Annotated in this window: 19 protein-coding genes and 1 pseudogene; 9 read left to right on the plus strand and 11 right to left on the minus strand. The window is 70.4% G+C overall.

Going from position 1 to position 20,063, the window contains the following annotated elements; genetic code table 11:
• Nucleotides 1-61: 61 nt before the first annotated feature.
• A complete protein-coding gene (locus P7V53_RS07310; protein ID WP_280154825.1) occupies nucleotides 62-3,811 on the minus strand; it encodes a PAS domain-containing protein in 3,750 nt (1,249 codons plus the stop codon).
• A gap of 49 nt (nucleotides 3,812-3,860) precedes the next feature.
• Between P7V53_RS07310 and P7V53_RS07315 the strand changes: the two genes are divergently transcribed.
• From P7V53_RS07315 to P7V53_RS07350, 8 genes and pseudogenes are all read left to right on the plus strand, one after another.
• A complete protein-coding gene (locus P7V53_RS07315; protein WP_280154826.1) occupies nucleotides 3,861-4,028 on the plus strand; it encodes a hypothetical protein in 168 nt (55 codons plus the stop codon).
• A 363-nt stretch (nucleotides 4,029-4,391) separates the two neighbouring features.
• Complete coding sequence (locus P7V53_RS07320; RefSeq protein ID WP_280154827.1) at nucleotides 4,392-5,741, plus strand: aminotransferase class V-fold PLP-dependent enzyme; 1,350 nt, start codon at nucleotides 4,392-4,394, stop codon at nucleotides 5,739-5,741.
• 132 nt (nucleotides 5,742-5,873) lie between these two features.
• Nucleotides 5,874-6,923 carry a hypothetical protein gene (locus tag P7V53_RS07325; protein WP_280154828.1) on the plus strand — a complete coding sequence of 350 codons (1,050 nt, stop codon included), beginning with the start codon at nucleotides 5,874-5,876 and terminating at the stop codon, nucleotides 6,921-6,923.
• Between the two features lie 206 nt (nucleotides 6,924-7,129).
• A pseudogene (locus P7V53_RS07330) lies at nucleotides 7,130-7,516 on the plus strand (GTPase); the annotation flags it as partial.
• 296 nt (nucleotides 7,517-7,812) lie between these two features.
• On the plus strand, nucleotides 7,813-8,061 hold the full coding sequence (locus P7V53_RS07335; RefSeq protein ID WP_280156456.1) for a TGS domain-containing protein: 249 nt from the start codon (nucleotides 7,813-7,815) through the stop codon (nucleotides 8,059-8,061).
• A 391-nt stretch (nucleotides 8,062-8,452) separates the two neighbouring features.
• Entirely contained in the window at nucleotides 8,453-9,052 is a 600-nt protein-coding gene (locus P7V53_RS07340) for a M15 family metallopeptidase (RefSeq protein WP_280154829.1), read from the plus strand.
• A 2-nt stretch (nucleotides 9,053-9,054) separates the two neighbouring features.
• Entirely contained in the window at nucleotides 9,055-10,011 is a 957-nt protein-coding gene (locus P7V53_RS07345; RefSeq protein WP_280154830.1) for a succinylglutamate desuccinylase/aspartoacylase family protein, read from the plus strand.
• A 71-nt stretch (nucleotides 10,012-10,082) separates the two neighbouring features.
• Nucleotides 10,083-11,189 carry an MBL fold metallo-hydrolase gene (locus P7V53_RS07350; RefSeq protein WP_280154831.1) on the plus strand — a complete coding sequence of 369 codons (1,107 nt, stop codon included), beginning with the start codon at nucleotides 10,083-10,085 and terminating at the stop codon, nucleotides 11,187-11,189.
• 331 nt (nucleotides 11,190-11,520) lie between these two features.
• Here P7V53_RS07350 and P7V53_RS07355 read toward each other — a convergent pair whose 3' ends face one another.
• The gene (locus P7V53_RS07355; protein WP_280154832.1) at nucleotides 11,521-12,507 is read right to left on the minus strand and encodes a PEP-CTERM sorting domain-containing protein; all 987 of its coding nucleotides are present in this window, start codon (nucleotides 12,505-12,507) and stop codon (nucleotides 11,521-11,523) included.
• Between the two features lie 155 nt (nucleotides 12,508-12,662).
• Between P7V53_RS07355 and P7V53_RS07360 the strand changes: the two genes are divergently transcribed.
• Nucleotides 12,663-13,481 (plus strand): YihY family inner membrane protein, encoded by an 819-nt coding sequence (locus P7V53_RS07360; protein WP_280154833.1) that lies wholly within the window; start codon nucleotides 12,663-12,665, stop codon nucleotides 13,479-13,481.
• Here the strand turns inward: P7V53_RS07360 and nudC are convergent, their stop codons facing one another.
• From nudC to P7V53_RS07405, 9 genes are all read right to left on the minus strand, one after another.
• Nucleotides 13,482-14,300, minus strand: a complete 819-nt coding sequence (gene nudC, locus P7V53_RS07365; protein ID WP_280154834.1) for an NAD(+) diphosphatase — start codon at nucleotides 14,298-14,300, stop codon at nucleotides 13,482-13,484. It abuts the gene before it with no gap.
• Between the two features lie 76 nt (nucleotides 14,301-14,376).
• A complete protein-coding gene (locus tag P7V53_RS07370; RefSeq protein WP_280154835.1) occupies nucleotides 14,377-14,553 on the minus strand; it encodes a hypothetical protein in 177 nt (58 codons plus the stop codon).
• Between the two features lie 85 nt (nucleotides 14,554-14,638).
• Nucleotides 14,639-15,478 (minus strand): 5'-3' exonuclease H3TH domain-containing protein, encoded by an 840-nt coding sequence (locus P7V53_RS07375; protein ID WP_280154836.1) that lies wholly within the window; start codon nucleotides 15,476-15,478, stop codon nucleotides 14,639-14,641.
• Nucleotides 15,479-15,511: 33 nt separating this feature from the next.
• Nucleotides 15,512-15,802 carry a hypothetical protein gene (locus tag P7V53_RS07380; RefSeq protein WP_280154837.1) on the minus strand — a complete coding sequence of 97 codons (291 nt, stop codon included), beginning with the start codon at nucleotides 15,800-15,802 and terminating at the stop codon, nucleotides 15,512-15,514.
• Nucleotides 15,803-15,958: 156 nt separating this feature from the next.
• Nucleotides 15,959-16,900 carry a ketopantoate reductase family protein gene (locus tag P7V53_RS07385; RefSeq protein ID WP_280154838.1) on the minus strand — a complete coding sequence of 314 codons (942 nt, stop codon included), beginning with the start codon at nucleotides 16,898-16,900 and terminating at the stop codon, nucleotides 15,959-15,961.
• Nucleotides 16,900-17,127: a hypothetical protein gene (locus tag P7V53_RS07390; protein ID WP_280154839.1), complete on the minus strand. Its 228-nt coding sequence runs from the start codon at nucleotides 17,125-17,127 to the stop codon at nucleotides 16,900-16,902. The genes P7V53_RS07385 and P7V53_RS07390 overlap by 1 nt, the downstream gene beginning before the upstream one ends.
• Before the next feature lie 10 nt (nucleotides 17,128-17,137).
• Nucleotides 17,138-18,640 carry a tripartite tricarboxylate transporter permease gene (locus P7V53_RS07395; protein ID WP_280154840.1) on the minus strand — a complete coding sequence of 501 codons (1,503 nt, stop codon included), beginning with the start codon at nucleotides 18,638-18,640 and terminating at the stop codon, nucleotides 17,138-17,140.
• Nucleotides 18,641-18,656: 16 nt separating this feature from the next.
• Nucleotides 18,657-19,136: a tripartite tricarboxylate transporter TctB family protein gene (locus P7V53_RS07400; RefSeq protein ID WP_280154841.1), complete on the minus strand. Its 480-nt coding sequence runs from the start codon at nucleotides 19,134-19,136 to the stop codon at nucleotides 18,657-18,659.
• The gene (locus P7V53_RS07405; protein WP_280156457.1) at nucleotides 19,133-20,041 is read right to left on the minus strand and encodes a tripartite tricarboxylate transporter substrate binding protein; all 909 of its coding nucleotides are present in this window, start codon (nucleotides 20,039-20,041) and stop codon (nucleotides 19,133-19,135) included. Before P7V53_RS07405 ends, P7V53_RS07400 begins: the two co-directional genes overlap by 4 nt.
• Nucleotides 20,042-20,063: the final 22 nt, after the last annotated feature.

Genomic DNA, 20,063 nt, shown 5'->3' on the forward strand with positions numbered 1-20,063 from the left:
ATATGGCGCGGCAAGCGGGGGCGGCGGCCACCCTAGTTCGTGGTGGCCCGGCCTTGTGGTCTCAGGCGCTGCAGGCGCGGCTGCGCAAGGCGGCCGACAGACTGCGCGCGATGTCGCCCGACCTGAGCGGCTTGGCGATCACCTCGGAAACGCCGGCATCGCGCGCGCAGGCGACGAGCGAAGGGCTGACGTAGCCGCTCATCAGCACGATGGGCGCGTCCGGCCGCAGGCGATGGATCTCGACGGCGAGCTCGGAGCCGTTCATCGCCGGCATGGACTCGTCGGACAGCACGGCATCGAAACGATCCGGCTCGGCTCGAAAGGCCTCCAGCGCCGCGACGCTCGAGGCGAACCCGACCGGCTCGTAGCCCAGCTCGGCCAGCATCTCCTCGCCGAGCCGCACCAGCGCTTCCTCGTCGTCGACGAGCAGCACCGTCTCGCCCTCGCCGCGCGTGATGTCCTCGACCACTGCGGAGGTTGCCGCGACATGGCTGTGCCAAGGCAGGTAGACGGCGAACTCGCTGCCGTGTCCGAGCTCGCTGCGGACCGCGATGCCGCCGCCCAGGTCCGTCGTGATGCCGTGCACCAGCGACAGCCCGAGGCCGGTGCCGACACCGACTTCCTTGGTCGTGAAGAACGGATCCCAGATGCGCTCGAGCACCGCCGGCGCGATGCCGCTGCCGGTGTCGGTCACCGTCAGGCGAACGTAGCGGCCGGCCGGCAGCTCGCTGGTCGCGACGGCACGCGGCGCGTCCAGCGTCACGTCGTCGACGGCCACCGTCAGCGTGCCGTCCGATCGCATCGCGTGCACCGCGTTCGCGCACAGGTTCATCACGACCTGGTGGATCTGCGTCGCGTCGCCGAGCACGCCCGCCTCGTCGGCATGCAGATGGCGGACCAGCCGCACGCCGTGCGGCAGCGCGGCGGCGACGCCGTCGAGCGCCTCCTGCACCACCGACTGCACCTGCACCGGCACCCGCTCGCTCATGCCGCTGCGGCTGAACGCCAGGATGCGCTCGACCAGCGACTTGGCGCGCATCGCCGCGCTCATCGACGCGTCGATGTGTCGGCGCAGCGGCGTGCCTTCGGCCGCATCCTTCTGTACCAGCTCGCCGTAGCCGAGGATGGCCGACAGGATGTTGTTGAAGTCGTGCGCGATGCCGCCGGCCAGCGTGCCGATCGCCTCCAGCTTCTGCGCCTGGCGAAGCTGTTGCTCGAGCCGTTCGCGCTCGGCCTCGGCGTCCTTGCGCACGCTGATGTCCTCCATCGAGCCGGCCATCCGGTAGGGCCTGCCTTCCTTGTCGCGCAGCGCGATGCCGCGCTGGCGGTACCAGCGCCACTGGCCCGAGTGGTGCTGCAGCCGGAATTCGATGGAGAAGTGCGGCGTCGCGCCGTGCAGGTGATCGGCCAATGCGCGACGCAGCCGCGCCACGTCGTCGGGGTGGTAGGCCGTGAGCGCCATCCATTCGCGCCTCGGCCGCCACGGCTCGCCCGCTTCTGCGCTCACCAGCTGCTGCGCCCTCGGCGACAGGAACAGCATGTCGCTGGCGAGGTCCCAGTCCCACAGCCCTTCGTTCGAGCCTTCGACGGCGAGCTGGTAGCGTTCCTCGGAGCGGCGCAGCGCCTCTTCGGTGCGCTTCTGTCCGTCGATGTCGCTGACCGATCCGGCCCAGCGGATCGAGCGCCCCGCGGCGTCGCGCACCGAGCGGCCGCGAAAGCGCATCCAGCGGTACGCACCGTCGGCGCCGCGAACGCGGTATTCGCCGTCGTGCGAACGCGCCGGGTCGTGCGGCGTGCCTCGCAGCTCCGACAGAAGCCGGTGCGCATCCTGCGGATGGAAGCGCGGCAGGATGAGCCCCGCCCATTCGTCTCGCGTGCGCTGCACCGCATCGGGCTCCAGGCCGAACATGCGCATCGCGCGCTCCGAGGCGAACATGCGGTCGTTGACGATGTCCCAGTCGAGGATGCCGTCGTTCGCGCCGGCCACCGCGAGGGCAAAGCGCTGCTCGCTGGCGCGCAGCGCTTCCTCGGCGCGCTTGCGCGCGTCGATGTCGCTCACCGATCCGGCGATGCGCTGCGGGTGTCCTTCGGCGTCGCGCACGCACATGCCATGGGCGCGGATCCAGCGGTAGCCGCCGTCGCCGTGGCGCACCCGCAGCTCCACCGCGTAGGCCGGGGTGCGTCCGGCGAGATGGTCGTCCAGCGCCTGCCGCCGCCGCTGCAGGTCGTCGGGGTGAACCTGCTGCTCCATCTGCGCGAACCACGAGTCGATGGACTGCTCGTCGGGTCCGTCGGGCATGCCGACGATCTCGCGCGCCCGCGCGGAGGCATAGGCGCGGCCGGACATGTAGTTCCACACCCAGATGCCGTCGTCCGATCCGGCCACGGCGACGGCGAAGCGGTCCTCGCTCTCGGCCAGCGCGACCTCGGCGCGCTTGCGGCTGTCGACGTCGCTCACCGAGCCCGCCAGCCGCAAGGGCTTGCCGTGGGCATCGCGGATGCACAGGGCCCGCACGTGGATCCAGCGGTACACGCCGTCGGGATGGCGGATGCGGTACTCGACTTCGTACGCCGGAGTGTGGCCGTCGAGGTGGGCCCGCATCGCGGAAGCGCGCAGCGCGGCGTCGTCCGGGTGATAGGTGAGCGCGGCCTGCAGCTCGGCCAGCGGCTGCGACTCGGGCGCCAGCGGCAAGCCTTGCAGCTCGCGCGCGCGCCGCGACTCGTAGGCCGTGCCGGCCTGCAGGTCCCAATCCCAGATGCCGTCGTTGGAGCCGGCAGCGGCCAGCGCATAGCGCTCCTGCGACACCTCGAGCGACTCACGCGCCGCATGCAGCCGGGCGAACTGCCGCATCGCCAGGCCGAGCAGCAGCGCGGCCAGGGTCGCCAGCGCCAGCGTGTTCAGCCCCGAGCGCAGGGCCTGCGCGCGCCACGGCGCGAGCGCCGACCAGACGTCGCGCGACACCACGACCGCGAGCGGGTAGTCGGGCACCAGGTGTATCGCCCGGAAGCGCTCCACGCCGTCGAGCGGGCTCGCGATGCGGCTGGGCATCGGGATGCCGCTGGCCGCGGCGGCGAGCAGGTCCGCCACCTGCGGCACTTCGCGGCCCAGCGCGGCATCGGCCGGCGGATGGCGCGCCATCAGCGAGCCGTTGCGGTGGAGCAGCGCGATGCGGGTGTGCTCGTCGGGAAGCACCTTGCGGTAGAAGTCCTGGAAGTAGCCGATGCGCCCGCGTGCCGCGACCGCGCCGTCGAAGCTGCCGTCCGGTGTTTCGAGCCGTCGCCAGATCGGGAAGAACCAGCTGCCGTCGGCGGGACTGCGCGCGGCGCTCTCGATGGCCACGCCGTTCGTGCGCTGCGCCTTCAGGCGCTGGAAGATCGCCATGCTCGCCACGTTGATGGGCGGCTGGCGCTCGGGCGGCACCAGCGACACCGCGCGCACGCTGCCGTCGGCGTTGACGACGACGAGGCCGTCGATCTGCACCAGGCCGATCGCCTGCTGCTTGAGGTAGGCATGCAGCTCGTCGCGGCTGCGGGCGGCGATCGCGCCGGTCTGGATCTGCTCGACGAGGTGGCGCAGCACGACGTCGGTCGCCTGCACGCTGCGGGCCGTCTGCTCGGCGACCAGCCGGGCCTGCGCGTCCAGCTCGCGCGCGGTGCTGTCGACCGCGGCGTGGTAGCCGCGGGTGACGTCGAGGATGGCGAGCCCGACGATGGTCGCGATGAAGGTGCCGCCCAGCCATGCCACGGTGCGTCGGGGCAGCGGTCCCGAACCGATGGCGGCGATCCACTTGTGCGGGCTGACGGACGGCATGGCGGCTGTCCTTGCGGGGAGGCGCGGCATCTTCGCATATTCATCGGTGGTGAGGGGTCGTGCCCCCGGCGACGCGGTCGACGCGATGAACAGGAAGTTCGGCCCGCTCTACACCCGCGACACCATCCCCGCGAAGGCCTATCCCGGGCAGGAGCAGCCCAGCCAGGTGGCGACCGTGTGGAACCTCATCGTCGCGCATGCCGACATGCCCGAGTGAGCGAGCCGTCGTCAGCGAGCAGCAACTCGCGAAGGCCGAAGCATTCATCGCCGCGGAGGAGGGCGCTCAGCACCGCTTTCCCGGCGCCTGGGGCCACGTGCTCTTCGCCGCGGCGGTGGCCATGAGCCTGTACCACCTGTACGCCGCCTACGGCATCGTCATCACCACACGGCCCTTCGACAAGCTCAGGGCGAACGGTGGCAGTGAATCCGGTGGTGCCTCTCCGTTCGGGCTGAGCTTGTCGAAGCCCCGCGTGCCACATTCGCACGGCCCTTCGACAAGCTCAGGGCGAACGGTGGCAGTGACATTCGACCGTGGCCCACGGGGTCAGAATCCCGCCATCGCGGACACCGGGGAGACAGCATGCGGGACCTGCTCGACGACGCGGCACGGCGTGCCGTGCGATATCTCGAATCGCTGCCCCAGCGCGGCGTGGCGCCCACCGACGACGCCGTCGCCCGGCTGGCCGAGCTCGACGTGCCGCTGCCGCAGGAGCCGCAGGCGTCCGAGGAGACGCTGCGCCAGCTCGACTCGATCGGCTCGCCCGCCACGATGGCCACGGCCGGCGGGCGCTTCTTTGGCTTCGTGATCGGCGGGGCGCTGCCGATCACCGTGGCGAGCAACTGGCTGGCCACCGCGTGGGACCAGAACACCGGCCTGCATGCGCCGACGCCCGCCACCGCGGAGCTCGAGCGCATCGCGCTCGGCTGGATGCTCGACCTGCTGGGGCTGCCGTCGACCTGCGGTGGCGCCTTCGTCACCGGCGCCACCATGGCGAACTTCAGCGCCCTGGCCGCCGCCCGCCATGCGGTGCTGTCGCGCGCCGGCTGGGATGTCGAGGGCGACGGCCTGTTCGGCGCGCCGCCCATCACCGTGGTGCTCGGCGAGGAGGTCCATCCGACGGTGCTCAAGGCGCTGGGCATGCTGGGCCTGGGCCGCAACCGCGTGCTGCGCGTGCCGGTGGACGAGCAGGGCCGGCTGCGCGCCGACGCCCTGCCGGCACTGAACGGTCCCGCGATCGTTTGCGTGCAGGCGGGCAACGTCAACACCGGCGCCTTCGATCCCTTCGAGCCGGTCATCGCCGCGGCACATGCGCAGGGCGCGTGGGTGCACGTGGACGGCGCCTTCGGACTCTGGGCCGCGGCCAGCCCCGCGCTCGCGCACCTGGCCGCGGGCATCGGCGGCGCCGACTCGTGGGCCACCGATGCGCACAAGTGGCTCAACGTGCCGTACGACAGCGGCGTGGCGCTGGTGCGCGATGCGCCGGCGCTGCGCGCGGCGATGTCCGTCTCGGCCGCGTATCTGCCGACCGAAGGCGCGGTGCGCAACCCCGGCGACTACACGCCCGAGCTGTCGCGCCGCGCGCGCGGTGTCGACGTGTGGGCCGCCTTGCGCACCCTCGGGCGCACCGGCCTGGCCGAGATGCTCGATCGCAGCTGCCGCCATGCACGGCGCTTCGCTCACGAGCTGCAGGCCAGCGGCGCGACGGTGCACAACGACGTGGTGCTCAACCAGGTGCTGGTGAGCTTCGGCAATGCCCAGACGACGCGCCGCCTCATCGATCGACTGCAGCGGGAAGGCACCTGCTGGTGCGGCCCGACGGTGTGGCAGGGGCACACCGCGATGCGCATCAGCGTGTGCTCGTGGGCCACCACCGATCACGACGTCGAGCGCAGTTTGCAGGCAATACGCCGCCTGATGGCGCAGGGGTGACCCGCGCTGCTGCGTGAGCGGCGCCTGGCAGTGAAATCCGACACGCCTTCCCCGGTGGACCCCGTGCTATGTTCGCGGCGGCCGGCTCGATCCGGCTCATACGAACAGCCAGCCATTCGAGGGAGGTATTTCATGAGGATCATTCCGTTCCTGGGCCTGACGCTGGGCGCACTTCTGCTGGCCGCGTGCGGCGGTGGCGGTGGCGGCGGCAGCAGCGGCACCGGCAGCCCGGTGGTGCAGCAGCCCGGGGTCGCCATCACGGCGGCCAATCAGATCAGCGTCGCGCGGGCCACGGTGGGCGGCGGCCTCACGCTCAGCAATTCGCCGCTGCCGCTGGAGAGCGAGGACAGGGCGAGCGCGCTGTCCCTGCGCTCGTCGCCGATGCCGGCCAGCATCGGCTTCATCGATGCCACGGTGCGGCGTGCCCTGCTCGGCGGGCTGCAGTCGCGGCGCAGCGTCCTGAGCGCCGGCGCGCGTCCGGCAGGCACCTCGTCCGAGACGCAGCCCTGCGCCGTCGGCGGGAGCCTCACGACCACCTTCGACGATCGCGACAACAACGGCGCGCCGTCGGCCAGCGACACCCTGACCCTCGCTTTCAACCAGTGCAGCGACACCAGCGCCGAGCAGAGCAGCGGCACGGTGGTGTTCACCATCAGCAGCGTGAGTTCCCTGACGGAGGATCGCATCGAGATGGCGGCCTCCCTGGCGTTCCAGCACGTGAGCCTCGTGCAGGGCGAGACCTCGGCCACCATCGACGGCAGCGTGACCTTCTCGCTGCTCGCCACGTCGTCGAGCGTGCAGATGTCGCTCGCGGTCGGCAGCGGCGGGCTCACCGTGGCGACCGTGGCGCCGCAGTACAGCGACACCATCGCCTTCGCGTCCGGCATGCAGATCATCGCGAGCGAAGCCGGCGCGACCTCCGGCACCGTCAGCCTGAACGGCGCCTTCACGGCCACGTCCATCGGCGGCCAGGTCACCGTGGCCACGCTGCAGGCCTTCACCGGGAGCGCCACGGCCACCTACCCGAGCGCCGGCCGCCTGCTGGTCACCGGCGCAGGCGGTTCGCAGCTTCGCATCACCGTCATCGACGCCACGCAGCTGAGCCTGGAGCTCGATGCGGCCGGCGACGGCACGTTCGAGACCACGACCCTGGTGCCGTGGAGCGAGCTGCGGCCCGTGTGAACGGGATGGACCCGTCCAGACGGGTCCATCGGGTCGCGTTCGCTGGCGTGCCGGGTCCCGGGAGTGCCCGAACGGGATGGACGGGGGTGCGGCTCCTGGACTAACGTGGCGCCGTGCCCGCGAATCTTTCGCCCGAATACAAGGCGGCGGAAGCCGCCTTTCGCAAGACGCGCCAGCCGAACGAACGCCTGGCGGCGTTGCGCGACATGCTGCGCACGATCCCCAAGCACAAGGGCACCGAGCATCTGCAGGCCGACATCAAGGCGCGCATCAAGGACCTCGCCGAGCAGATCGAGGGCGGTGCGCGCCGGGGCGGCGGCCATGGCGGTCCGGCGTTGGTCATCCGGCCGGAAGGCGCAGCGCAGATCGCGCTGATCGGTCCGCCCAACGCCGGCAAGTCGTCGCTGCATGCGCGGCTCACCGGATCGAACGCTCACGTCGGGCCCTATCCCTTCACCACGCAGCATCCGGAGGCCGGCATGCTGCCGCACGACGATGTGCACTTCCAGCTCGTCGACCTGCCGCCCGTCGCGCCCGAGCACCCGCTGCCGTGGCTGGTGAATGCCTTGCAGACCGCCGATGCGGCCCTGCTGGTCGTCGATCTCGGGGAGCCGTCCTGCCTCGATCAGTTGCAGGCGGTGCAGGCGCTGCTCGCGCAGCAGCGCGTGACGCTCGATCCGCGCTGGCCCGCGGACGCCTCACCGGCCGCTGCCGCGACCGACGACGATCCCTTCGCGTTGCGCCTGCCTGCGCTGCTGCTCGCCAACAAGGCCGACGGCATCGTCGACGTCGAGGCCGAATTGCGGGTGCTGCGCGAGCTGAGCGGAACGCCGCTGCAGATGCTCGCCGTGTCGTCCGCCACCGGCCACGGTCTGGGACAGATCGCACCGTGGTTGTTCGAGCACCTTGGCGTGGTGCGCGCGTCTACACGAAGATCCCGGGACATCCGGCCGACAGGCACCGCCCGTTCACGCTGCGCCGCGGGCAGACGGTGGGTGACGTGGCGCGGCGCGTGCACGGCGACGTGGCGCAGGCGCTGCGCTATGCGCGGGTGTGGGGCCGCTCCGGCTTCGACGGACAGCACGTCGGCCCGGACCATGCCGTCGAGGACGGCGATGTCGTCGAGCTGCACAGCTGACCCGGCGATGGCGGCCTCACTCGTCGACGAAGCCGCCCTTGAAGAAGCTCCAGGCGGTGCCGTCGTGCAGGTAGAAGCAGCCGTCGGCGCAGAAGTCCTTGCCCGGAAAGAATTCCCTGTAGGCGCGCGGGACCAGGCGCACGAGCTGGTCGTCGTCCAGGTCGTCGAATTCCTGAGGCGTGATCGGCTGCCCGACCCGCAGTCTGCGTCCTTCCATCGTGGCCTTGATTCTGACGCGGCCAACACCGGTGTCGGCGCAGGCGATTTGCGATCATTGCCGCTGCAAGGAGACTTCGAATGCACAAACCTTCCCTGCGCGCGCCGATCGAGTCGCTGAAAAGCCTGGTGCTCAACGAGACCGGCAGCGCCGGCCTGGGAAAGATGTGACCGCATGCGCTGCGAGGACATCGACGCCCATCCCGACTTCGAGCGCCTGTCGTCCATTCCCGGCGTGGCGGTCGACCTGCGCTACGCCGGTCCGCGCAACTTCGTCGGGCGTGACCTGTACGGCACGCTCGACTGCGCATGGCTGCACCAGCTGGCCGCCGCGGCGTTGGCGCGCGCTGCCGCATGGCTGGCCGTCGACGCGCCGGGCCATCGGGTGCTGGTGCTCGACGCGCTGCGTCCGCACCGGGTGCAGGTGCGGCTGTGGGACCACCTCGAGGGCACGGGCCTGCGCCAGTACGTGGCCGATCCGGCGCTCGGCTCCATCCACTCCTTCGGCATGGCGCTCGATGCGACGCTGATCGACGCTGAGGGATGCGAGCTCGACATGGGCAGCGGCTTCGATGAGATGAACGAGCGGTCGCACCCGCAGCTGGAGGCGGTCCACCTCGCCAGCGGCGCGCTGAGCCCGGCGCAGGTGCGCAACCGCGAGCGGCTGCGCAGCGCGATGTCGGCTGGCGGCTTCAACGGCATCGCCAACGAGTGGTGGCACTTCGATCTGCTGGACCGCGCGCATGTGCGGCGCCATTTCCTCCGGGTGGACTGACGATGCGTGCCTTCGAAGCCATCCAGCTCACGGCCGTCGCGCCGGGGCCGCGCCTCATCGTGACCGGCGCCGTGCACGGCAACGAGACCTGCGGCACGGCGGCCATCCGGCGCGTGCTGCAGGACATCGAGCAGCAGCGTCTGGCCATCGTGGCCGGGCATGTCACCTTCGTGCCGGTGGCCAATCCGCTGGCGTACGAGCGCGGAGAGCGCCAGGGCGACCGCAACCTCAACCGCAAGCTGTCGCCGACCGGCGATCCGCAGGAGTTCGAGGACCACGTCGCCAACTGGCTGTGCCCGCTGCTGGCCGGCCACGACGTGCTGCTGGACCTGCACTCGTTCCACACCGCCGGCGAGCCCTTCGTCATGGTCGGCCCGGAAGACAACCAGGGCACGCTGGAGCCGTTTGGCCACGCGGCACTGGAAGAGGCGCTCGCCGTGCGGCTCGGCGTGCGCCGCATCGTCGACGGCTGGCTCGGCACCTACGCTGGCGGCGTCGAGCGGCGGCGTGCGCGCCTGTCGCATGCCGGCGGCGCCGCGCTGGACCTGGACGCCGACTACGGCGTCGGCACGACCGAGTACATGCGGCGCGTCGGCGGATGGGGCTTCACGCTCGAGTGCGGGCAGCACGAGGATTCGCAGGCGCCGGAGGTCGCGTACCGGGCCATCCTCAACACCCTGGCGCATCTTCGCCTGATCGATGCGCCGGCGCCCTCGCCGGCCGCCGCCGTCGAGGCCCTGCGCCTGTTCGAGGTGGTCGACAAGGCCCACGACGACGATCGCTTCAGCCGGTCGTGGACGAGCTTCGATGCCGTGCGCGCCGGCGAGTTGATCGGCGTTCGCCACGACGGCACGGCGGTCCACGCCGAGGCTGACGGGCGCATCGTGTTTCCCAATCCGGGCGCGCAGGCCGGGCAGGAGTGGTTCTACCTGGCGCGGCCGCATCGCAGGTTCGGCTGAGAGGGCAGGACAGCCGCAGGCCGTGGCAGGATGCGATCGCGCCCCGACGCGCTTCGATGGAGCACCGAGCCATGATCCCTTTGCGCAGATTCGGCCGCTTCTGGGTGGCTGCCGTCCTGTTCGCGCTGATGGCGGTGGCGGCGCCGCGCGCCGATACCGTCAACACCCGCGAGCTGCAGGTGCGGGAGCTGGCGCGCGGCGTGTACACCATCCGCCATCCCGATCCCACGGACGACTTTCCCGACGGCAACACCACGGTGGTGATCGGCGAGCGCAGCGTGCTCGTGATCGACACCGGCTACCTGCCTTCGACCGCCGACGCGGACATCGCCCGCATCCGCCGCTGGACCGACAAGCCGGTGCGCTGGGTGCTGAACACGCATTGGCACAACGACCACGTCGGCGGCAACCAGCGCTACCGGCTGGCCTGGCCGGGCGCCGAGGTGGTGGGGCATGAAGAGACGCGCCGCATGATCGATGCGCGCGTGCGCTCATACGTGCGCCGCTTCGTCGCACCGGACTCCACCTTCGCGCGCCAGCGGGAGACGTTGCGGCGCACCGCCGAGACCGGCGTCGACGCGCAGGGCAAGCCGGTCGACGCGGCCGCACGCCAAGCTGCCGCCGCATCGCTGGCGCGCCTGGAGCGTGCGCTGGCCGAATTCCGCGACATCGTGCTGGAGCCGCCGACGCTCACCTTCGAGACCGGACTGCGCATCGACCTCGGCGGCCGCGTCGTCGAGCTGAAGCACCTGGGACGCGGCAACACCGGCGGCGATGTGGTGGCCTGGCTGCCGGCCGAGCGCATCCTCGTCGCAGGCGACCTGGTGGATCACCCCGTGCCCTACGCCTTCGGCGGGTACCCCACCGAATGGATCGCGACGCTGGACCGCCTCGCGGCGCTCGATCCCGCCGTGATCGTGCCCGGGCATGGCGATCCGCTTCAGGGAAAGGGCTACATCGAGCGCGTGGCGGGCCTGCTGCGCGGCATCCGGCAGCAGGTGAACGACCTGGTCGAGCGCCACGGCGGCACCTTCACGCTCGAGGAGGTGCAAAAGGCCATCGACCTGACCGAGGCGCGGCGCCTGTTCGCGGGAGACGACGCCGACAACCGCGAGTTCTTCGATGCGTCGATGGCAGGCCTGATCCGCAGCGCGTACGCCGAAGCCCGCGCGCGTTGATCGCGCGCTTGGGCTAGTGTCGTGAGTTGGAAATACGTGGCGTTTCGATTCGACCAGATGGTGATGATCGGGCGGCTGCGCGAAGGGGCCAATACTGGACGTATTGGCCCCTTCGCGCAGGCGACCGAGGGCGCCATCTGGTCGAACCGAAGGCGGGCCCAAACGGGGCGATCGCCGCGTAGCAGAGTCGGGTCCATACCCCCGGTATGGACCCGACTCCGCGCCTTGCGCTCATCCCCGTTTGGGCCCGTCGAAACGCCACGTATTTCCAACTCACGACACTAGAGGGAGCCAGATGTCCCTCTCCTGCTTGCCGGGGTGAGGGATCAGGCTACTGCCTGCGCCTGCGCGCCCGAACCACCCCCATCAGCGCCAGGCCGGCTGCTGCCAGCCACCAGGTCGACGGTTCCGGGACCGCGGGGATCGGCGCGGCCTGCAACGGTGCGGCCAAGGGATCGCCAACAGCGGCCGCGGCCTCCAGCGGCAGCAGCGACTCGGCATCGCGAAGAATCGCCAGGTCGAGCGGCGTGATGTGATAACGCGTGCCTCGAAAGAAGGACACGCCGTTCATCAGGTCCAGCATCAGGTCGCTTCCCGGCAGCGGCGCTTCGTTGCCCAGGTGTGCGTATCGGCCGAGGGTGAGCGGCACGGGGCCGCCGTACAGCAGGCTCGCCGAAGGGCCGTCGAAGGCGAGGATGGTCTGTCCATCGATGACCTGCGGACTCACCCAGGCATCGAAGGTCGACTCGTAGCCGCCCGGCAGTTCGCCCGTCACGGGGTCGCGCCATCCGTTGAACCCGAGCGCGTGTCCCAGCTCGTGCAGGAAGAGCGAACGGGCGTCCGTGCGGTCCAGCGGGACCGGCGCCACCTGGCGCCGCGGGGACGGATCGAACCACAGCTCGTTCTGCAGGTAGAGGCTGCCGATCGACATGTGGATGTCCGGCGCCTTGCCGTTGGGGTCTTCACCGGTGCGGATTTCGTGGGTCGCGCCCTGCTCGTAGAGCGAGTAGCCGTTGTACTGGCCGAGGAACCAGTTGGTCACGCTGCCGGTGCTCGCGGTGGCGATGTCCTCGAAGCTGACCTCGACCTGCAGCGCCGCCTTGGCGCCGTTGTTCAGGTACGACGCCCATTCCTCGCCGGCCGCGCGGATGCCCTTGCGGATCTTTCCGTAGAACGTCGCATGCGTGGCGCCCGGGTCGTTGAAGCTGACCTGGAAAGTGACCTGGGCGTGCGCGGGCCACGAGATGCCGGCGGCCGCCAGGAACGCTGCTGTCGCTCCCCGGATCGGCCGACTCGCAAAAAACTGCATCGCGTTCATACGCCGATCCCCCTGCACGTACTGCTGAGCACGCAGCATAACCGGGCCGGCGAGATTTGCGCGATGGGCGCGCGCAATTTCACATCGAAGGGCCCGGCACAATGCACCGCCATTGCCGCAGCGGCGCGTGCCGCACTCGCCCTTCCCACAGACGCATGATCGGCCTGACCCGACTCACCATTCGCCGCGCCAGGCAGGAGCGCCTGGCCCAGGTGGCCGGCAGCCTCACCTTCACGACGGTGCTGTCCATCGTGCCGTTCCTGGCCGTCAGCCTGGCGCTTCTGACACGCTTTCCGGTCTTCAGGCAGTTCGAGCGGGCGATCGAGGACTACCTGCTGAAGAGCCTGCTGCCGGCAGACATCTCGCGCACGGTCCTGAAGCACCTCCATCAATTCGCCGCCAACGCGAACGGCCTGACCGTGCTCGGATCGCTGTTCGTGCTCGCAACCGCGATGGCGATGCTGCTCACCGTGGAGAACGCGCTCAACCAGATCTGGGAGGTCAAGCGCAATCGCCCCTTCTTCAGGCGGATCGGCCTGTACCTGCTGATGCTCGCCGTGGGGCCGCCGGTCGTCGGCGCCAGCCTGTGGGCGACCTCCACCCTGCTGAGCGCCTCGATCGGGCTGATCGGCACGCTGCCGCCATCGGTCAAGTTCGTGCTGGACCTGGGTCCGGTGGTGCTCGGCACGGTCGCCCTGGCGGCACTCTTCTACTTCGTCCCCAATGCCAGGGTGCGCCGGCGCGACGCCATCGTGGGAGGCCTGATCGCCAGCATCGGCTTCGAGCTCGGCAAGCGCGGCTTCGCGGCGTATCTGCTGAAGGTGCCGACCTACAAGGCCATGTACGGCGCGTTCGCCGCGTTCCCGGTGTTCCTGCTGTGGGTGTACTTCTCGTGGCTGGTCACGCTGGCGGCAGCCCTCATCACCGCCAATCTGGCGCGTGCGCCGCGCAAGGCTGCGGGCAGGAGCGCCTGATCACTCCTGCCGCTCGTTCGCGCGCATCTGCTCCAGCGTGTCGAGGATCAGGTGGCCCGAGATGGAGAATCGCGGCGGGATGTCGGGCAAGGCGTCCAGCGCGAACCAGCGCGCGTCCTCAATCTCACCGGCTTGCGGGACGATCTCGCCATCGGTCCAGCGGGCGGTGAAGGCCACCATGAGGCTGTGCGGGAACGGCCAGCTCTGGCTGCCGTAGTAGCGCAGATCGCGTACCGTCACGCCGACCTCCTCGGCCACCTCGCGGTGCAGGCAGTCTTCGAGCGACTCCCCGGGCTCGACGAAGCCGGCCAGAGCGCTGTAGCGACCGGGCGCGAAGTGCGGCGAGCGCGCCAGCAGCAGCTCGCCGGGCCGCCACACGAGGCACATCATGGCCGGGCTGAGGCGCGGATAGGCCGTGTGCCGGCACGCCGGGCACTCGCGCGCCCGCTCCCCTGGCTTGATCGCCGTCGGCGTGCCGCACACCCCGCAGAACCGGTGCGTGCGATCCCACTCCAGCACCTGCGCGGCGCGCCCCGCGATCGCGCCCAGCGCAGGGTCCAGCGCCATCATGGCCGCGCGCAGCGGCATGCGTCGCCAGCCGGGAGGCGCCTCGCGCAGCGACAGCGCCCAGCAGTCCACCGACGACAGCGTGCCGAGATAGTGACGGCACGGCGCATCGGTCGACCAGGACTCGACGGTCGCGGGCTGCAGCGTGCCGATGTCGCCCTCGGGCACCAGCAGCTCGCCCTCGACGAAGGCGAAGGTCCAGGCCAATGCCGAAGGGGGGCTCGATGTCTGGCTGGCGGCAACGAACAGCATGCGGAGGCTCGTCGGTCGATGAAATCCGGATCATCTCCGATCGCCTCGGCCGGCCGACCGAGCATGGCCATTTCCGCTACGAATCGTCGCGATGCCGTCTCCACCAGGCCAGCATCGCCTCGAAGTCGCCGCCGAAGCTGCGGGCCTTCAGGACGTCGGCCGCGATCGAGCACTGGAAGGCTTCGTCGTGCAACAGCAGGCGCTGGCTCGAGTCGCGCGCGCAGCGCAGGACCTGCAACGCGCTCGGGTGCATTTCGGGTCGGTGCTGGTCGCCGAGCCGCGGTCGGCGGCGGCGTGGACCGGGCTGGCGCGGTCGTACGTCGGGGGAGGCCCCGCGCTCAACCGGAATCGCCCAGCGCTTCCTGCGCCCGCAGGCAGCGCTGCAGCAGCTTCGGCGCTTGCGCGTGCTCGGTCCACGAGGCGAATGCCTCGGTGGGCCCGCGCCAGCGCAGGTCGTCGATGTCGTCGAACAGCCTGGCGTCCGTTCGCAGCGTGGCCAGGCGCTTGAACAGGAGCGCAGCCTCCCGGCGGTCTCCAAGCACCGCGTCGGGAAAGGACTCGATCGGACCGTGGCGGTTCAGCAGCTGTGCCGTGCTGACGGGGCCGAGTCCCGCGATGCCGGGATAGCCGTCGGCCGCGTCGCCGACCAGCGCGAGATAGTCCGGGATCAGGGCCGGCTCGACGCCGAACTTGGCGCGCACGCCGTCCGCGTCCCGGATCTGCTTGCCGCGGCGGTCGACCTGCACCACGCGGTCGCCGTGAACGCACTGGGCCAGGTCCTTGTCCGGGGTCCACAGCAGGACCTTCTGCACGCGCGCGTCGTCGCGGGCGAGGCGGGCAGCCGAAGCCAGTGCATCGTCGGCCTCGAGCTCGGTCATCGGCCACACCGTCACCCCCATCGCGGCGAGCGCCTGCTCCAGCGGATGAAATTGCGCAAGCAGTGCCGGCTCGATGCCTTCGCCGGTCTTGTAGCCGGGCCACAGCCCGTTGCGGAACGACTCGATGACGTGATCGGTGGCCACGCCGATGTGGGTCGCCTGGTGCTCGATCATCTCCAGCACGCCGTTGAGCACGCCGACGACAGCGGCCAGGGGCTGGTCCTTTCCCTTGGACGCTCGCCGCGCGCCGTAGAAATGGCGGAACAGCTCGTAGGTCCCGTCGACGAGGTCGATGATCAAGGCGCCTGCGCGCAGAGGATCGGCGGCAGGCACTCAGACGTCGAGCGTGTAGACGTCGGCGGCCCGGCGCTCGGCGACGCTGTGGCCTTCGAGGGCCTTGTCCCATTCAGGACCCTCTGCGCCCTTCGTGGGGGACAGCCCGGCCATCATCTGCGCGGCCTCCTCGGTGGCCGCATCGAACTCGGCCACCTGCTCACGCGTGTCGAGGAACAGTCGCGCGAGGATGAATCCCCCGGACTCGATCACGACGAGGTAGCGGGCCGGCTTTCGATGCGAAGTCTGGCGGGGCGCACGGGGTGATTCGCTTCCGTAGGTTTGGCTCATGGGCGTATGGTGCCACCACGACGCGGACCGGTTCATTTCAACCACGGCGCCACGCAGAGCGCAGAGACGAATTCTTTCGGGATTCCTCCGTGACGCCGTGACCCCTGTGGTTTGCATCCCACCGCGCTCAGTGCGCATTCCTCGGGGAGCGCCGCCTCACGACACTCCCTCGCGCGCCCGCCGCCGCTCGTGGCTTTGCAGGTGGCACCACGCCGCCCGCAGGGCCGCGGGCTCGATGCCCGCCGCCTGCGCCCGATGCAGCATGTCGCCGACGATGTGCGCGCCCTCGGTGGCACGGCCCGACTCCAGGTCGCGCAGCATCGACGCGGTGAGCGCGGAGCCGCGCTGCAGCAGCCGGTTCAAGGTCTCCGTCTTGGCGGCCTCGCGCGGCGCGTGCCCGGCCGCTTGGGCGACGCGCAGGCAGGCGTCGTAGGTGTCGGTCATCAGCCGCGCGCCATCCTCGGTCTCGACGATGTCGGCGACGGCAGCGCGCATGAGGCAGGTCATCGCGGCCAGGGTCGCCAGGCCGACGAACTTCTCCCACAGCTCCAGCCACATGTCCGACGCCAGCACCACGTCCACCGGCGTGCTGCGCAGCAGCGCCGCCAGCTGCTCCAGCTTGTGCTGCGCCTCGGGGCCGGACGCCGGCAGCGGGCCGAAGACGATGCGATGCAGCGGTGCAAGCTGGACGACCTCGCCGTCGGCCGACAGCGTGGCCGGAATGGCGACGCTGCCGCCCACGACGCGCGACGCCCCGAAGGCCTGCACGAGCCGCTCGACGTGGGCCACGCCGTTGAGCAGCGGCAGCACGTGGCTCGACGGCCCCACCGCGGGCCGCACCGAGTCGATGGCGGCCTCGAGGTCGTACGCCTTGCAGGCGACGATCACGAGGTCGAAGGGCGACACGGCCTCGGCGCGCAAGATGCACTGCGGACGCACCTGGAAATCGCCGTGCGGGCTGCGCACCACCAGGCCGTCCCGCTCAAGCTGACCCGCGCGCCGCTCGCGGACCAGGAAGGTGACGTCGCCTCCCGCCTGCACCAGGCGGGCGCCGAAGTAGCCGCCGATCGCGCCGGCACCCAGCACCAGGATCTTCATCACCGCTGACTCCTCGCCTTCCTGGCGTCGACTTCGGCCAGCTGCTGCTTGAGCAGCAGGAACATCACGCGCGCCGTTTCCTGCGACATGCTCAGCACGGTCGTCTCCGGCTCGCCGTCGCGCGACGCGGGGTTGGGCAGCACCAGCGCGTCGATCCTCGCCTGCACCAGGCCGTTGCCCTGGGTCATGGACTTCACCTTGCTCAACTCGATTCGATACGTCTTCACGGTCGCTCCGTCAGCCAGAAGCCATGCTACGACGTCGCCATCCGAATCCCTTTCGCAGCAGCGGCCACACCCAGATCGCCAGCGTGATGCCGCCCAGCGTCGCCGCGATCGGCCGCCCGAAGAAGGCCAGTGCGTCGCCGTCCGACTTGATCAGCGAAGTGACGAGGTTCTCCTCGAACATGCCGCCCAGCACCACGCCCAGGATCAGCGGCGTGATCGGAAAGTCGTTGGCTTCCAGCACATAGGCCACCAGGCCGCCGACCAGCATGACGCCGATGTCGAACGGCGTGTTGTTGATCGCGAACGCGCCCACCACGCAGAACAGCATGATCACCGGCATCAGCACGTCGCGCGGCACCCGCAGGATGCGCTTGGCGACCTTGATGCACAGGAAGCCCAGCGGAATCATGATCAGGTTGGCGACGATGAAGAGCAGGAACACCGCATAGATGTTCTGCGGGTTCACCGTGAACAGCGTCGGCCCCGGATTCAGGTTCTTCATGTACAGCACGCCGATCACGATGGCGGTGATCGAGTCGCCCGGGATGCCGAAGACCAGCGCCGGAATCCAGGCGCCGGCGAGCGCGCTGTTGTTGGCCGAGCCGCTCTCCACGATGCCTTCGACATGGCCGGTGCCGAACTTTTCCGGCTCCTTCGAGAAGCGCTTGCTGATCGCATACGACATCCACGCCGCGATGTCGGCGCCGGCGCCGGGCAGCGCGCCGACGGCGGTGCCCAGCGCGCTGCCGCGCAGCACCTGCTTGGGGTACTTCAACGCGAGCTGCCACATGCCCTTGAACACGTTGCCGATCTGCGCATCGACGATGAGCCCCTGCGGATGAGCGTCGACCACGTAGCGGATGATCTCGGACACCGCGAACATCCCGATCATCACCGGCACCAGCCCGATGCCGCCCAGCAGCTCGGGATTGCCGAAGGTGAAGCGCGGGAAGGCGGCCGGATTGCCCAGCCCGACGCAAGCCACCAGAAGCCCGAGGAACAGCGTCGTCAGGCCCTTCAACGGCCGGTCGGTGGAGATGAACACCGCGCAGGTCAGGCCCAGCAGCACCAGCCAGAAATACTCGAACGAGCTGAACTTCAGCGCGATCTCGGCCAGCGTCGGCGCGGCCACCATCAGCACTGCCGTGCCGAACAGCCCGCCGACGGCCGAGAAGACCAGGCCGGCGCCGAGTGCCACCTCGGCCATGCCCTTGCGCGTCATCGCGTAGGCCTCGTCGGTGTACGCGGCCGACGCGGGCGTGCCGGGCATGCGCAGCAGGCAGCCGGGGATGTCGCCGGAGAAGATGGCCATCGCGGTGGCGGTCACCATCGCGGCGACGGCCGGGATGGGGGCCATGAAGAAGGTGACCGGCACCAGCAGCGCGGTGGCCATGGTCGCGGTGAGTCCCGGCACCGCGCCGACGAACAGGCCGAACAGCGATGCGCCCAGCATGACGACGAGGGTCGTCGGGTCGAACACCATGGCGAAGGCCTGCAGCCAGGCGTTGCTCATCGTGGTCCTTCGCGGCCTACCACGCGAGCGGCTGCAGCACGCCCCAGGGCAGCGGCACCTTCAGCAGCTTGTAGAAGGCGTAGTGGATCAGCAGCGTCATCACGACGGCGACGGTCACCGCCCGCAGCGGGCGCACGCGCAGCGCCAGCATCATCGCGGCGAGGTAGACGATGCCGGTGAGGACGAAGCCGAGGCGGTCCACGGCCATCACGTACAGCAGGTTCACCGCGACCAGCACGCCGAAGGCGATGACCTGCGGGCGGTGGGCGAACCAGGCGGGCCACTCGGCCCAGCGGCCCGCCGCAGCGGTGCGCTGGCGCAGGCCGCTCACCACCAGCAGCGCGCCGCAGATGCCCAGCGCCACGGCCAGGGCGCCGGGCAGCGCGCTGGGTCCGACCTTCTGGCCGGGGATGGTCGGAAAGCCCTGCACGTGCCACAGCAGCGCGCCGGCGAGCGCCAGCAGCAGGGCGCCCCATACCGCATCGTTGAGCTTCACTTGGCGATGCCGACGGCCTTCATCGTCGCGCCGAGGTCGGCGTCGGCCTTGGCCATGAATTTGGCGAAGTCGTCGGGACCCTGGTAGATCACGCCGAAGCCGCGACCGGTCATGAATTCGGTGTACTCCTTGCTCGCGACGATCTTGCGCAGCGACGCGACCAGCTTGTCGCGTGCTTCCGCGGGGATGCCCTTGGGCGCGGCGATGCCGCGCCATGCGCCGATCTTCCAGTCGCTGCCCGTCGCGGCCTTCAGCGTGGGCACGTTGGGGTAGAGCGCCGCGGGCGCGTCGGCCATGATCGCGAGGCTGCGCACCTTGCCCGCGTCGATCAGCGAACGGGCTTCGGGCAGCGAGCACGGCACCACCTCGACGCCGCCGGCGACCAGGTCCTGCAGCCCCGGTGCGGCGCCATTGGAAGGCACCCACGGCGCCGCCGCCGGATCGACCTTCAGGTCCTTCAGCATGCCGGCGAGCGCGAGGTGCCAGATGCCGCCCTGGCCGGTGCCCGAGGCCTTGAACTTGCCGGGGTTGGCCTTGATCGCGGCGACCAGGTCGGTGGCGGTCTTGTACGGCGAATCGGCACGCACCTGCAGACCGGCCGGGTCCATGTTGACGAGGCCCAGCGGCGTGAACGAGGCACCCGACAGGTCGGTGAGACCCTGCCAATGCATCATGCTGATCTCGACGGTGATGATCCCGAGCGTGTAGCCGTCGGCCGCGGCCGCAGCGATGGCCTGATGGCCGACGACGCCGCTGCCGCCGGTGCGGTTGACCACGTTCACCGGCTGCCCCAGGTCCTTCTCGAGCAGCGTGCCGATGATGCGCGCGGTGGCGTCGGTGCCGCCGCCTGCTCCCCACGGCACGATCAGCGTGATGGGCCGTTCGGGATAGGCGGCGTGCGCCATGCCGGCGGCGAAGGCGATCGCG

The organism is Piscinibacter sp. XHJ-5, assembly GCF_029855045.1.
Taxonomy (GTDB): Bacteria; Pseudomonadota; Gammaproteobacteria; order Burkholderiales; family Burkholderiaceae_C; genus Albitalea.